We start from the raw sequence: 14031 nt of genomic DNA, 5'->3' as shown, positions 1-14031 counted from the left end.
GGAGACAATCAAAGCGTGTGAATTCGAGGCACGGGAGTCTGCGCGCTTGCATCAAATCGATTAGAACCGTTCGGTTCGATCATCGCCGTTTTCGCAACGCACAATTTGCCCTTTGGATAGCTTGGCATTAACTTCCGTATCATATAGCTACATCAACACGCTTCACCGATGGCGGCTTTTTGGAGACGCCTTCCCGCCAATTCCGGAGGATTAGCATGACGGACAAAAGCGCTTCTTTGAAACTCGGGGACAAGACGGTCGAATTGAGCGTCAAGGGCGGTACGATCGGCCCTGACGTTGTCGACATCGCAGCCCTTTACAAGCACACCGGCGCCTTCACCTACGACCCGGGCTTCACCTCCACCGCGTCTTGCGAGTCCAAGATCACCTATATCGATGGCGACGAAGGCATTCTGCTGCATCGCGGCTATCCGATCGAGCAGCTTGCCGACAAGGGTGACTTCCTTGAGGTCTGCTACCTGCTGCTCTACGGCGAACTGCCGACGCCGGCACAGAAGAAGGACTTCGACTACCGCGTCACGCACCACACCATGGTGCATGAACAGATGAGCAAGTTCTTCTCCGGCTACCGCCGCGACGCGCATCCGATGGCCGTCATGGTCGGCACGGTCGGCGCTCTGTCGGCTTTCTACCACGACTCCACCGACATCACGGATCCGCACCAGCGCATGGTCGCGTCGCTGCGGATGATCGCAAAGATGCCGACGATCGCTGCCATGGCCTACAAGTACCATGTCGGCCAGCCCTTCGTTTATCCGAAGAATGATCTGGACTATGCGTCGAACTTCCTGCGCATGTGCTTCGCCGTGCCGTGTGAAGAATACAAGGTGAACCCGGTGCTGGCCCGCGCCATGGACCGCATCTTCATTCTGCATGCCGATCACGAGCAGAATGCGTCCACCTCGACCGTGCGTCTCGCAGGCTCTTCGGGCGCCAACCCGTTCGCCTGCATCGCGGCCGGCATCGCCTGCCTCTGGGGTCCGGCACACGGGGGTGCCAATGAAGCGGCCCTCAACATGCTGATGGAAATCGGCACTGTGGATCGTATTCCGGAATACATCGCAAAGGCGAAGGACAAGAATGATCCGTTCCGCCTGATGGGCTTCGGCCACCGGGTCTACAAGAACTACGATCCGCGCGCCAAGATCATGCAGAAGACCATGTACGAGGTCCTCGAAGCGACCGGTCACGGTGATGACCCGCTGATGAAGGTGGCGCTCGAGCTTGAAAAGATTGCGCTCAACGACCCCTACTTCATCGAGAAGAAGCTCTATCCGAATGTCGACTTCTATTCGGGTATCACGCTACGCGCACTCGGCTTCCCGACGACCATGTTCACCGTTCTCTTCGCACTCGCCCGCACCGTCGGCTGGATTGCACAGTGGAACGAGATGATCGAAGATCCGCAGCAGCGCATCGGCCGTCCGCGCCAGCTCTATACGGGCGCTCCGAAGCGCGACTACAAGCCGATCACTGAGCGCTGATCCACAAAGTCTTGACCTTTCAAAAAGCCGGCTTCATCGCCGGCTTTTTTTGTGCGCGATCAGGTGGCGACCAGGGCGACAGCGGGTAAAGTCCTCTCTCTTATCCCCTCTCGTTTGTCGAATAACAGGCGGCTCTGGGCAGCCGTTGGGATCACTTTGACGTTCCTTCTGTGGTGAAAGCACATCCCGCCTCTTTTCGGCCCGATATGCCTTCAATTCCGTCGATCTTTGATTTAAGGAAGTCCACCCGCTTCGCCCGAGGCGAAGATCAGTCAAGAGGTTCATGCGTCCCGATGCTCGTTATTCTGAGAAAAGTTTCCCAAACCCTGTTCGCCAAGATCTTGCTGTTGCTTCTGGTGGCATCGTTCGGCGTATGGGGCGTTTCGGCTTCGCTGTTCACCAGCAATTCCGATACGGTGGTGGCCGTGGGCGATCAGACGGTCTCGACGCAAGACTTTGCTTTCGCCTATCAGCGTCAGGTCGCCGATCTCAGCAGGCGCTTCGGGACACAGCTGACCACCGAGCAGGCGAAAGCTTTTGGGGCCGAATCCCAGGTGTTCTCCCAGCTCGCTGCAGGGGCTGCTCTCGACCAGCTTGCCGTCGATATGAATCTCGGCCTGTCGCAGGATCGCCTTGCGCAGCTGATCGCCGATGATCCGGCGTTCAAAAATTCGGCGGGCAATTTCGACCGCGCTCTGTTTACGTCTCGTCTGCGCAATTCGGGGCTGCGCGAGAACGACTACATCAATGAACGTTCGAAGGTCGCCATCCGCAGCCAGATCGTCGACGCGACGGCCGACGGTTTTGTTGCGCCGAAGGTGCTGGTCGATGCAATCAAGGACTATCGCTACGAAAACCGCGACATCAATTACCTTCTGCTGACCAATGCCAATATCGATCCGATCAAGGCGCCAGATGATGCAACCCTGCAGGCCTGGTTTGATACGACGAAGTCGCGTTACCGGGCGCCCGAGTTCCGCAGCTTCACCTATGTAAAGTTGGAACCGGCCGACATCGCGGACAAGTCTGCCGTCACTGAAGATCAGATCAAGGCCGATTACGAGCGTCGCAAGGCTTCTTACGAAATCGCCGGCACGCGCACGATCGAGCAGCTTTCCTTCGAGACGCGCGAGCTGGCTGACGCCGCCGCTGCGGAACTCGCCAAGGGTACAAGTTTCGATCAGCTTGTGACCGATCAGGGCAAGACCGCGAGCGACGTCCTGCTCGGCGACTTTTCCAAGGACCGGCTCCCGGATGTCAAGCTGGCGGATGCTGCCTTTGCCGTTACGGCTGAGGGCGGCACGACGCCGGTGGTGGAAGGCGCGCTCGGCCCGGTCATCCTGCGCATCACGAACATCAAGGAAGGCCGCACCCGTAGCCTGGACGAGGTCCGGGAGGAAATCCGCGAAGCGCTTGCCGAATCGGCTGCGGTCGCTGACATCACGACCGTTCACGACCAGTTCGAAGATCTGCGGGCCGGCGGATCATCGCTCAAGGAAGCCGCCGACCAGCTGAAACTGAAGAGTGCGACGGTGACCGATATCGACCGCCGCGGGCTCGACATGCGGGAAACCGAAGTGGCGGGCATTCCGGAACGCGACGCGCTACTGGCCGAGGTTTTCCGCACCGATATCGGCGTCGAAGCGCTTCCCGTTAATCTCGGCAATAACGGCTACATCTGGTTCGACGTGACCGACATTAAGGCGGAGCGCGATCGTGAATTGGCGGAAGTTCGTGAAAAGGCTGTGGCCGACTGGACGGCAGAGCAGCAGCGGATTGCTCTTGGCGCCAAGGCCGAGAGCCTGCGCAAGCGTGTCGCCGATGGCGTCAAGCTGGAAGACATCGCGAGCGAGCTCGGCCTTGCCGTCGAAAGCAAGGCCGGCATCAGCCGTCGCACGGAAGATGCAGTCCTTGGTGCTGCTGCGATCACCGCCGCCTTCAGCGGTCCGGAAGGGACGATCACGACCGCATCGGGCGGCGATCCGGCAACCCAGATTTTGCTCGCCGTGACCGCCGTGCGTGATCAGGCTGCAGGCGGCGTGCTGAGCAACGAGGACGAGCAGATCGTCTCGATGGCCAATGCGGCCGGCGACGACATCCTCGACCAGATGGTCAGCCAGTTGCAGGCGCAATACGGCGTGACGTTCAATCAGGCGCTGGCCCAGCAGGCCATCGTTCGCTAACGCCGACGTCAGGGGGAGCACGTCCATGTCTGGGTTGAAACCCTTCATCGCGAAGATCGCGAGCCGCCAGCCTCTGACACGCCAGGAGGCGAGCGACGCGTTCGAAATCCTGATGTCCGGCGAAGCCAGCATGGCGCAGGTCGGGGGCTTCCTGATGGGACTGCGCGTGCGTGGCGAAACGGTCGACGAAATCGCGGGAGCTGTCTCGATCATGCGCCAGAAGATGGTCGTGGTCGACGCGCCGGAGGATGCGATCGACATTGTCGGGACGGGCGGCGACGGAACCAATACCTATAACATCTCGACGCTTGCCGCGATTATCGTGGCAGGTGCCGGTGTGCCGGTTGCCAAGCACGGCAACCGGGCGCTTAGCTCGAAATCCGGCACGGCCGATGCGCTGTCCCAACTCGGGGTGAAGCTCGACATCGATCCTCCGACCATTTCCCGCTGCATTCGCGAGGCCGGGATCGGCTTCATGTTCGCTCAGCTGCACCATCCGGCCATGCGTCATGTCGGTTCGGCGCGCGTCGAACTTGGCGCGCGGACGATCTTCAACATTGTCGGCCCGCTTTCCAGTCCTGCCCGCGTAAAGAAACAACTGTTCGGCGTCTATTCGCCGGAATGGCTGGTGCCGGGCGCGGAGGCTCTTCGCGATCTCGGACTCACAAGCGCCTGGGTCGTGCACGGGAACGGCCTTGATGAGCTGACCAACACAGGACCGTCCCTGGTCGCGGCGCTGAAAGATGGTGAGATCTCGACCTTCGAACTGACGCCGTCGGATTTCGGCGTCGAAACCGTGACGCTTGATGCTATCAGAGGCGGTGACGGTACGGTGAATGCCGCGGCTCTCCGCGATGTGCTCGGCGGCGCCAAGACGGCCTATCGGGATGTGGCGCTGTGTAATGCCGCAGCATCTTTGATCGTCGCCGGCAAGGCGAAGGACGTGACGGAAGGCATGCACCTCGCCAGCCAGTCGCTGGACAGTGGCAGTGCTGCCCGCGCTCTCGAAATGCTGATCACCATTTCCAATTCGCCCACTCAGGACTAAGCTTGCCATCATGACCGATATCCTGAAGCGCATCGAAACCTACAAGCGGGAAGAAATTGCAGCCGCCAAGGCCGCCGTCTCGCTGTCCGAATTGAAGGACCGCATCGCCGCCGAGGAGGCACCGCGCGGTTTTCACCGTGCCCTGATCAAGACACGCGACGAAGGTCGCTTCGGACTAATTGCTGAAATCAAGAAGGCGAGCCCCTCCAAGGGTCTGATCCGTCCGGATTTTGACCCGCCGGTGCTCGCAGCTGCCTATGAAGCCGGAGGTGCTGCCTGCCTCTCCGTTCTGACGGACACGCCGAGCTTCCAGGGCGCGCCGGAGTTCCTGACAGCGGCTCGCAAGGCCTGCTCGCTTCCGGCCTTGCGCAAGGACTTCATGTTCGACGCCTATCAGGTCTATGAGGCCCGCGCCTGGGGTGGCGATTGTATCCTGTTGATCATGGCGTCCTTATCAGACGGAGAAGCCGCCGATCTCGAGGGTGTCGCATTCGAACTCGGCATGGATGTGCTGGTCGAGGTGCATGACGCAGATGAGATGGAGCGGGCTCTTAAGCTGAAATCTCCACTCGTCGGCATCAATAACCGCAATTTGCGCACATTCGAGGTTAGCCTCAGCGTCAGCGAAGAGTTGGCGGCAATGGTGCCTACGGACCGGCTGCTTGTCGGCGAAAGCGGTATCTTCACCTTCGAGGACTGCCAACGGCTTGAGACGTGCGGGATCACGACCTTTCTCGTCGGCGAAAGCCTCATGCGCCAGGACGACGTCTCGGCTGCGACCCGCATGCTGTTGACCGGCAAGTCCGGCGCGCTGGCGGCGGAATGACTGGCGGGTTCCCAAGGCTCACGCATATCGGCGCTTCCGGTGAGGCGCATATGGTCGATGTCTCGACCAAGGACGATACGGTTCGCATAGCCGTCGCCGAAGGTTTCGTGAAGATGAAGCCGGAGACGCTGATGACCATACTTGACGGCAACGCCAAGAAGGGCGACGTGATCGGGACAGCTAGGATCGCCGGGATCATGGCGGCTAAGCAGACGGCCAGTCTCATTCCACTCTGCCATCCGCTGATGCTGTCGAAGGTCACGGTCGACATCACCGAAGACCCCGAACTCGCCGGTCTTCGCGTCGAGGCCACCGCCAAGCTTACCGGCAAGACCGGCGTGGAGATGGAAGCCCTCACTGCCGTCTCTGTCACCTGCCTCACCATCTACGATATGGCGAAAGCCGTCGACAAGACGATGGAGATCGGTGGCATCCGCGTTTTGGAAAAGAGTGGTGGTAAGTCCGGTGCCTTTCGCCACCCGGAGCGTAGTTGATGTCGCTTCTGCCGGTTGAAGATGCACTGGCGCGGCTTCTCGACGGAGCGCTTCCGATTTCCGAAGCGGAAGGCGTGCCGCTCCATGATGCGAACGGGCGGGTTCTCGCCGCGGACCTCGCTGCGCGGCTGACCCAGCCGCCTTTCAACGCCTCGGCGATGGATGGTTATGCCCTTCGCGCACAGGACGCCGCAGAGACTGGAGCCGTGCTGGCCGTGATCGGCGAGTCGGCAGCCGGCCATGCCTTCTCCGGAAACATCGGCGTGGGCGAGGCCGTCCGCATCTTCACCGGCGCGCCAGTGCCTGAGGGTGCCGACAGCATCCTCCTGCAGGAAGATGCGGAGAAGCTCGATGACGGGCGTATCCGGACCACCTTCCCCGTCACGCATGGCCGTCACATTCGCCCAAGAGGCCAGGACTTTGCCGAAGGCGAAGTCACCCTGACCGCCGGCACCCGTCTCGACTTCAGCCATCTGACACTGGCCGCGGCGATGAACCATGCCCGGCTGACCGTCTTCCGCCGCCCCCGTGTCGCTATCCTCGCTACCGGCGACGAACTGGTGTCACCGGGCACTGTGCCTGGCCCGAGCCAGATCATCAGTTCCAACACCTTCGGCGTCGCCGCCCTCGCAAGAGACAATGGCGCTGATGTCATCGATCTTGGCATCGTGCCCGATGACCGCCCGGCACTTCATTCAGCTGTCGAGGGCGCACGGGGCAGCGGTGCGGACGTGTTGGTGACGTTAGGGGGCGCCTCTGTCGGCGACCACGATCTCGTTCAGTCGACGCTGATCTCCGCTGGCATGGAACTTGATTTTTGGCGGATTGCCATGCGGCCGGGAAAGCCACTGATGGTGGGCAAACTTGGGGACATGCAAGTGCTTGGGCTTCCCGGCAATCCGATCTCCAGCCTGGTATGCGGCCTTCTGTTCCTGGAGCCGCTGCTGTGCCGTCTCGGTCATTGCTCGCCCCCCGATCGCATGCGGCAGGCGCGACTGACGGCGGGACTGCCCGCCAATGACAAGCGGCAGGACTATGTTCGCGCCCGACTGTTCTTGGAGACTGACGGAGCGCTCCAGGTCACGAGCTTCGGGAAACAGGATTCCTCGATGATGCGGATCTTTTCGCAGTCCGACTGCCTGATCATTCGGCCTCCGAACGCTCCGGCAGCCAATGCCGGTGAATCTGTGCAGGTCATGCTGCTACGGCCTTGATCTGAGCATCTCCTTCGACTTTCGCAAAACCTACCAGCCGTTATCGAACGAAAAGACCCGGCACACATGGCCGGGTCCCTCTTTCGATCGCAAGTCTGGTCTCTCAGACTAGACGGGTCTGCTCTAGGGCTGCTCCGATGAAGCTTGCAAACAACGGGTGCGGATCGAGCGGCCGCGACTTCAGCTCCGGATGGTACTGAACGCCGATGAACCACGGATGGTCGGGATACTCGACGGTTTCCGGCAGCAAGCCATCGGGCGACATGCCAGAGAAGACCAGACCGCAGGATTCGAGGCGATCCTTGTAGTCAACATTGACTTCGTACCGGTGGCGATGGCGCTCGGAGATATCGGTCGAACCATAGATCTCGGAGATCTTCGTGCCCTTCTTCAGCGAAGCCTTATAGGCCCCGAGGCGCATTGTGCCGCCGAGATCGCCGACAGCCGAGCGCTTCTCAAGCTCGTTGCCCTTCATCCACTCGGTCATCAGGCCGACGACCGGCTCTTCGGTCTTGCCGAATTCGGTGGAGGATGCCTTGTCGATGCCAGCCAGATGGCGGGCGGCTTCGACAACGGCCATCTGCATGCCGAAGCAGATGCCGAAGTAAGGCACCTTGCGTTCGCGGGCGAACTGGGCCGCCAGGATCTTGCCCTCGGACCCGCGCTCGCCGAAACCGCCGGGGACGAGGATACCGTTGACCTTTTCAAGCCATGGGGCCGGATCTTCTTTTTCAAAAATCTCCGACTCAATCCATTCGAGCTTGACCTTTACGCGGTTGGCGATGCCACCGTGGTAAAGGGCTTCGATGAGCGACTTGTAGGCGTCCTTGAGACCCGTGTACTTGCCGACGATCGCGATCGTGACTTCGCCTTCAGGCGTGTGGATGCGGTTGCAGACCTCTTCCCAGGCATCGAGACGCGGCTTGGGGGCCGGTTCGATCCCGAAGGCGGCCAGCACCTCGTTGTCGAGACCTTCCTTGTGATAAGCCATCGGCACGTCATAGATGTTGGCGACATCCAGCGCCTGGATCACGGCACTTTCGCGCACATTGCAGAACAGCGAGAGCTTGCGGCGTTCGGCCTGTGGGATCTCGCGGTCGGCGCGGACCAGCAGGATGTCGGGATGAATGCCGAGTGCCTGCAGTTCCTTGACGGAATGCTGCGTCGGCTTGGTCTTCAGCTCACCGGCTGCGGGGATGTAGGGCATCAGGGTCAGGTGAACGTAGACTGCGGTCCCGCGAGGCAGGTCGTTGCCGAGCTGACGGATCGCTTCCATGAAGGGCATGGCTTCAATGTCGCCGACGGTGCCGCCGATCTCGCAGATGACGAAATCATAGTCGTCATTGCCTTCGATGACGAAGTCCTTGATCTCGTTCGTGACGTGCGGAATGACCTGAACGGTCGCGCCGAGATAGTCGCCGCGGCGTTCCTTGTCGATGATGTTCTTGTAGATGCGACCGGTGGTGATGTTGTCGGTCTTGGTGGCCGAACGCCCCGTGAAGCGTTCATAGTGACCGAGATCGAGATCGGTCTCGGCGCCGTCGTCGGTGACGAAGACTTCGCCGTGTTGAGTCGGGCTCATGGTACCCGGGTCAACGTTGAGATAGGGGTCCAGCTTGCGCAGACGCACGCGGTAACCCCGTGCCTGCAACAATGCTCCGAGTGCCGCGGCCGCAATTCCTTTACCAAGAGAGGAAACCACGCCGCCAGTGATGAATACATATCGCGCCATGGGCTTCACCGGATACCGTTTCAGATTCGATTCCGCCAGCCCAAAATGGCGTCACGCACAATTTTCATCGGCGGCGGCGGAATGCAGACAAAAGAAAACCGGCGGACCCTGGAGCCCGCCGGAGCGATGAGATGCGGTCCGATCAGTTGTTCGGAACAGCGTTCGGATCTGCCGGCGCGGTTGCCGGCGCAGCAGGCGTCGTCGTCGCCGGAGCCTGGGTCGCGGGTGCAGCGGCACCCGGAAGCTGGTCAAGAACGCTGCCACCGCCCTGGGTCGTGCCGTTGGCGGCCGGGATCCGGTCGAGGATGTCCGTCGGCTTGGATTCGTAGCGGGCGAGGATGCCGAGCGCCAGCGAGATGGCAAAGAAGAGCGTCGCCAGGATCGCCGTCGTGCGCGTCAGGGCATTGGCCGTGCCGCGTGCCGACATGAAGCCGGAACCGCCACCGATACCGAGACCGCCGCCTTCCGAGCGCTGGATAAGGACGACGCCGATGAGGGCGACGACGACCATGAGGTAGATAACGAGCAATACGGTCTGCATGGAATGTCCATCCTGCCCGAGATGGGCAAAATCAATGAGGTTGGCGGGTCTTTACATGAGAGAGGCGGGCTTTGAAAGCCCCTTCCCCGCTTTTCAACCTTTCGGCCTCAGGCGGTGAGTTCTTCATAGACACGGTATATGGCGAGGAAGTCCGACGCCTTCAAGCTCGCACCGCCAATGAGGGCGCCGTCGACATTCTCGACGGCCATCAATTCGCGCGCGTTGGATGGTTTGACCGAACCGCCGTAGAGCAGGCGCATCGCCTTGCCCTCGGCGCCGAAGCGCTTCACCAGTTCCGCCCGCATGAAGGCATGGGCTTCTGCCACGTCGGCCGTCGTCGGGGTCAGGCCCGTTCCGATTGCCCAAACGGGCTCATAGGCGATCACCGTACGCTCTGCCTTGGCGCCATCCGGAACCGAGCCGGCCAGCTGGCGCTTCAGGATGTCCAGCGTCTGGCCCGACTTGCGCTCATCGGCCGTCTCGCCAATGCAGATGACAGCCGTCAGATCTGCTGCATAGGCGGCCTCCGCCTTCGCGCGCACCAAATGGTCGGTCTCCGCGTAATCGGTCCGGCGCTCCGAATGGCCGACGATGACATGGGTACCAAAGCAATCGGCGATCATTTCAGCGGAGATATCACCGGTATGGGCGCCGGAAGCGTTCTGGTGGCAGTCCTGGGCACCAATCTGCAGCGGGCTGTCCGTGCAGAGCGCGGTCGACACGTAAAGCAGTGTTGCCGGCGGGCAGATCAGGGTTTCGACCTTATCGGCCAGCGTTCCCTGAACGCCCTCGGCGATTGCCTTGATCTGGTCGAGCGAAGCCCGCGTTCCATTCATTTTCCAATTGCCCGCGACGAGCGGACGAACATCCGGTGTCATGTGTTTTCAAGCCCCTGCGTTTCATCGGGGACTAGCAAATCTGAGGCTCGAAGGAAAGATTGCACTGCAAAATAGGCCGCTTTATCGGGCGACATGGTGAAAATGTGACCCCGTCGTGCCGGCGTCTTCGGCACAATGCAGGCGAGGAGACCGCCGGGTTTCACGCCATTCCACTATTGCAGAAGCCAGTTGAGAATGGTGCGCCAGTCCGACATGCGCACCGGGGTCCCGTGCGAGCCCGTTTCATAGAGAGTAAAGCGCACAGGCTGACCCGCCTTGCGCAGTGTCCGGTAAATCGCGATCTGGTCATCGGCGGCGTAGACGCTGTCTCTGCTGCCATGGGTGAACCAGATCGGCAGTTTCGCCTTGGCGGCAGCCGATTTCGGCAATTCCGGATCAGGCGCGCCACCGAGGATCGCCATACCGGAGAGATGGCTTACAGCCTTCGCATCGCGCGACATGCCCCAGCATATGAAGCTCCCCATGGAGGCACAGGCGAGTACCACAGGTCTTCCGCCCGATTGAGCGGAGGCATGGTCGATCAAGCCCGCTATCTCGGCGACCCCTGTTTCGTCGAAGCTGTGGACAGAGGGTGCGTAGTACGTCCCGCCATTGTTGGCGGCGAGGTTCTTCAGGCGATTAAAATTGCCGCCGAACGTAATGTCGTTCATCCCGAGCCGGCGATCCCCTCCCCGGCCGTGGATGAAGATTACGGTGAAGGCCTGACCACCATCTTTGCCAACCCGCGCGACGTCGAGCGGTCCCGCGGCAAGCGGCAGCGTCTGGTTCTCCTGTGCCCGTCGAACCTTCAGCGACACGTAGAGATCCTTTACGCGCCGTTCGGGGATGCTGTCGCGACCGTTGATGTCGCGCATCTCGTCATAATCGATCCGGGTGAAATCTCCGCCATCGGAGGTTTCAAGAACATTCTGGCCGGAGAAAAGATCATCCTTGTAAGGCGCCAGAGCTTCCGCATGGACGTTTGCTAGAAACAGAAACGGAAAGAGAACGCCGGAAATCGCCGCAGTGCGGAAATGAGCTGTGGACATCTGCATGGAAGATGGGTTTCCTCTCGGCTCACGCTTGCCTTCGCGAAATGTGCCACGCAAAGCTGGCCCGAATTCAACATGCGCCGGCTGTCTGGCCCTTCGCGCCTGCCCTGCCTTTCTGGCACAATCCGACCGATTCGCAGACGCGATCAGCCAGGTGCAGCGGCGTTCTGAAGGTGCCGACAAACCGGCTTGATCATCAACAGAGTATCGAACGACGCCATGGACGACAACGATCTCTTTTCGGCAATGCCGATCCCGACCAAGGCTGATGCCGAACCTGTGGCAGCGCCGGCACGCGTCGCGCGCCCTGCTCCATCGGCCCCGGCACCGGCCTCCCAGCCTGCCACATCATCTGGCGACGAATACGGAGCGTCGTCAATTCGGGTGCTGGAAGGACTTGAGCCGGTGCGTATGCGTCCGGGCATGTATATCGGTGGTACCGACGAAAAGGCCCTGCACCACCTCTTTGCCGAAGTCATCGACAACTCGATGGACGAAGCGGTAGCCGGCCACGCGAACTTCATCGACGTGCATCTCGATGCCGAGGGCTTCCTCACCGTGACCGACAACGGCCGCGGCATCCCCGTCGAACTCCATCCGCAGGTCCCGGGCAAGTCGACGCTCGAAGTCATCATGACCAAGCTGCATGCCGGCGGCAAGTTCGACGGCAAGGCCTACGAGACCTCAGGCGGTCTGCACGGCGTTGGCGTCTCGGTCGTCAACGCGCTGTCCGATCTGCTAGAGGTCGAAGTTGCGCGCAATCGCAAGCTCTATCGCCAGCGGTTTTCGCGCGGCGTGCCGCAGGGCGGGCTTGAAGAGCTTGGCGAAGTTCACAACCGCCGTGGCACGCGTGTGCGTTTTCATCCCGACCCGCAGATTTTCGGCGACCATGCAAAGTTCGACCCCGGTCGGATCTTCCGCATGGCGCGGTCCAAGGCCTATCTTTTCGGCGGCGTCGAGATCCGCTGGTCTTGCGACCCAGGCATGGTGCCCGAGGGCGGGGACATCCCGGAAAAGGCGGTCTTCCACTTCCCCGGTGGGTTGAAGGACTATCTGGCCGCTACCCTCGGCAAGGAGTTCACCGTCACCCGCGAGATATTCGCCGGCAAGACGGAAAAGACCGGTGGCCATGGTGCGATGGAATGGGCCGTTACCTGGTATGGCGGCGACCCGGCGTTGCATTCCTATTGCAATACGATCCCGACACCCGAGGGCGGCACGCACGAGGCTGGCCTGCGTATCGCGCTCACCAAGGGCCTGAAGAACTACGCCGAACTGACGCAGAACAAGCGCGCGCAGCAGATCACCACCGACGACGTGATGATTTCTGCCGTCGGCATGCTGTCTGTCTTCATTCGCGAGCCGGAATTCGTCGGCCAGACCAAGGACAAGCTCGCAACCGTCGAGGCCCAGCGCATCGTTGAAAATGCGCTGCGCGACCCCTTCGACCACTATCTCGCCGACAATCCCAACGAGGCGGCGAAGCTGCTCGACTGGGTGATCGAGCGTGCGGAAGAGCGTCTGCGCCGCCGCAAGGAGAAGGAAGTCAACCGCAAGACGGCCGTGCGAAAACTGCGCCTGCCTGGCAAGCTGGCCGACTGTGCCCAGAATACGGCCGAGGGCGCCGAACTCTTCATCGTCGAAGGGGACTCGGCGGGTGGCTCTGCCAAGCAGGCCCGCAACCGGGCCAATCAGGCGATCCTCCCGTTGCGCGGCAAGATTCTGAACGTCGGCTCGGCCAGCCGCGAAAAACTGATGGCAAACCAGCAGATCGCGGACCTGATCCAGGCGCTCGGCTGCGGTACGCGAACGAAGTATCGCGACGAAGACCTGCGCTATGAGCGCATCATCGTCATGACCGATGCCGACGTCGACGGCGCCCATATCGCCTCGCTGCTGATCACCTTCTTCTACCAGGAAATGCCGGAGCTCATCCGCGGCAATCACCTCTATCTCGCGGTTCCGCCGCTCTACGTGATCCGCCAGGGCGCGAAGACCGTCTATGCCCGGGACGACGCGCACCGCGCCGAACTGATGGAAACGGTGTTCAAGGGCAAGAAGGTCGAGATCGGCCGCTTCAAAGGCCTTGGAGAAATGATGCCGGCGCAGCTGAAGGAAACGACGATGGATCCGGCCAAGCGCACACTGCTGCGCGTTGGCATCGATGATGTCGATTTCGAGGGTACGCGGGATGCGGTGGATGCCCTGATGGGCACCAAGCCGGAGGCCCGGTTCCGCTTCATCCAGGAGCGCGCAGCGTTTGCGGAGAATCTCGATATCTGAGGCAAGACGAAGGCGGTTCCATTCGTCGAACCGCCATCGGCGTTGCCATCCGCTGATATCATTGGTGCCGGCGAGCCAAGCGGCATCTTGAACAACAATTATCGATCGACGATAAGAAATACCGGATGATAGCGTGCTCTGCAGTCAACTGCACGCGTTCCGGCGGTGCTTAGCTGTCACGCACCTTACCGCCCGCATCCCACTTGCGGGAGATCGCCAAGGGCAGAACCGTCCGACGGGCGATGCCCGTATGAGATGGCGAGATAGCCTCCCTA

11 protein-coding genes are annotated in these 14031 nt (G+C 61.1%); 7 read left to right on the top strand and 4 right to left on the bottom strand.

Annotation, left to right across the window (positions count from 1 at the left end; translation table 11 throughout):
* The first annotated feature begins 215 nt into the window (after positions 1-215).
* From gltA to FJQ55_RS09560, 6 genes are all read left to right on the top strand, one after another.
* Complete coding sequence (gene gltA, locus FJQ55_RS09585) at positions 216-1505, top strand: citrate synthase (RefSeq protein ID WP_140827465.1); 1290 nt, start codon at positions 216-218, stop codon at positions 1503-1505.
* Positions 1506-1798: 293 nt separating this feature from the next.
* Positions 1799-3688 (top strand): peptidylprolyl isomerase, encoded by a 1890-nt coding sequence (locus FJQ55_RS09580; protein ID WP_140827464.1) that lies wholly within the window; start codon positions 1799-1801, stop codon positions 3686-3688.
* A gap of 25 nt (positions 3689-3713) precedes the next feature.
* Positions 3714-4736, top strand: coding sequence for an anthranilate phosphoribosyltransferase (gene trpD / locus FJQ55_RS09575; protein ID WP_140827462.1), 1023 nt, complete (start codon positions 3714-3716; stop codon positions 4734-4736).
* A 10-nt stretch (positions 4737-4746) separates the two neighbouring features.
* Positions 4747-5562 (top strand): indole-3-glycerol phosphate synthase TrpC, encoded by an 816-nt coding sequence (gene trpC / locus FJQ55_RS09570; RefSeq protein ID WP_140827461.1) that lies wholly within the window; start codon positions 4747-4749, stop codon positions 5560-5562.
* Positions 5559-6056 (top strand): cyclic pyranopterin monophosphate synthase MoaC, encoded by a 498-nt coding sequence (moaC, locus tag FJQ55_RS09565; RefSeq protein WP_140827460.1) that lies wholly within the window; start codon positions 5559-5561, stop codon positions 6054-6056. The genes trpC and moaC overlap by 4 nt, the downstream gene beginning before the upstream one ends.
* Complete coding sequence (locus FJQ55_RS09560; protein WP_140827459.1) at positions 6056-7270, top strand: molybdopterin molybdotransferase MoeA; 1215 nt, start codon at positions 6056-6058, stop codon at positions 7268-7270. Before moaC ends, FJQ55_RS09560 begins: the two co-directional genes overlap by 1 nt.
* Before the next feature lie 103 nt (positions 7271-7373).
* Here FJQ55_RS09560 and FJQ55_RS09555 read toward each other — a convergent pair whose 3' ends face one another.
* The 4 genes from FJQ55_RS09555 to FJQ55_RS09540 all read right to left on the bottom strand — a co-directional run bounded on the left by FJQ55_RS09555 (position 7374) and on the right by FJQ55_RS09540 (position 11470).
* Positions 7374-9011 carry a CTP synthase gene (locus FJQ55_RS09555; protein ID WP_167507698.1) on the bottom strand — a complete coding sequence of 546 codons (1638 nt, stop codon included), beginning with the start codon at positions 9009-9011 and terminating at the stop codon, positions 7374-7376.
* A 133-nt stretch (positions 9012-9144) separates the two neighbouring features.
* Positions 9145-9543 (bottom strand): preprotein translocase subunit SecG, encoded by a 399-nt coding sequence (gene secG, locus FJQ55_RS09550; RefSeq protein WP_140827456.1) that lies wholly within the window; start codon positions 9541-9543, stop codon positions 9145-9147.
* 107 nt (positions 9544-9650) lie between these two features.
* A complete protein-coding gene (gene tpiA, locus FJQ55_RS09545; RefSeq protein ID WP_140827455.1) occupies positions 9651-10421 on the bottom strand; it encodes a triose-phosphate isomerase in 771 nt (256 codons plus the stop codon).
* A gap of 173 nt (positions 10422-10594) precedes the next feature.
* Positions 10595-11470 carry a dienelactone hydrolase family protein gene (locus FJQ55_RS09540; RefSeq protein WP_425467530.1) on the bottom strand — a complete coding sequence of 292 codons (876 nt, stop codon included), beginning with the start codon at positions 11468-11470 and terminating at the stop codon, positions 10595-10597.
* A gap of 222 nt (positions 11471-11692) precedes the next feature.
* Between FJQ55_RS09540 and parE the strand changes: the two genes are divergently transcribed.
* On the top strand, positions 11693-13756 hold the full coding sequence (gene parE, locus FJQ55_RS09535; protein ID WP_140829195.1) for a DNA topoisomerase IV subunit B: 2064 nt from the start codon (positions 11693-11695) through the stop codon (positions 13754-13756).
* The last annotated feature ends 275 nt before the right edge of the window (positions 13757-14031 follow it).

The sequence above is a fragment of the Rhizobium glycinendophyticum genome, assembly GCF_006443685.1.
Lineage (GTDB): Bacteria > Pseudomonadota > Alphaproteobacteria > Rhizobiales > Rhizobiaceae > Allorhizobium > Allorhizobium glycinendophyticum.
The sequence above is the reverse complement of the archived record's forward strand: the minus strand, read 5'-3'. Positions and strand labels throughout refer to the sequence as shown.

Excerpts from the sequence above, each read along its gene's own strand:
- gltA (WP_140827465.1), top strand. The coding sequence starts at position 216 with ATGACGGACAAAAGCGCTTCTTTGAAACTCGGGGACAAGACGGTCGAA.
- FJQ55_RS09580 (WP_140827464.1), top strand. The coding sequence starts at position 1,799 with ATGCTCGTTATTCTGAGAAAAGTTTCCCAAACCCTGTTCGCCAAGATC.
- trpD (WP_140827462.1), top strand. The coding sequence starts at position 3,714 with ATGTCTGGGTTGAAACCCTTCATCGCGAAGATCGCGAGCCGCCAGCCT.
- trpC (WP_140827461.1), top strand. The coding sequence starts at position 4,747 with ATGACCGATATCCTGAAGCGCATCGAAACCTACAAGCGGGAAGAAATT.
- moaC (WP_140827460.1), top strand. The coding sequence starts at position 5,559 with ATGACTGGCGGGTTCCCAAGGCTCACGCATATCGGCGCTTCCGGTGAG.
- FJQ55_RS09560 (WP_140827459.1), top strand. The coding sequence starts at position 6,056 with ATGTCGCTTCTGCCGGTTGAAGATGCACTGGCGCGGCTTCTCGACGGA.
- secG (WP_140827456.1), bottom strand. The coding sequence starts at position 9,543 with ATGCAGACCGTATTGCTCGTTATCTACCTCATGGTCGTCGTCGCCCTC.
- tpiA (WP_140827455.1), bottom strand. The coding sequence starts at position 10,421 with ATGACACCGGATGTTCGTCCGCTCGTCGCGGGCAATTGGAAAATGAAT.
- FJQ55_RS09540 (WP_425467530.1), bottom strand. The coding sequence starts at position 11,470 with ATGTCCACAGCTCATTTCCGCACTGCGGCGATTTCCGGCGTTCTCTTT.
- parE (WP_140829195.1), top strand. The coding sequence starts at position 11,693 with ATGGACGACAACGATCTCTTTTCGGCAATGCCGATCCCGACCAAGGCT.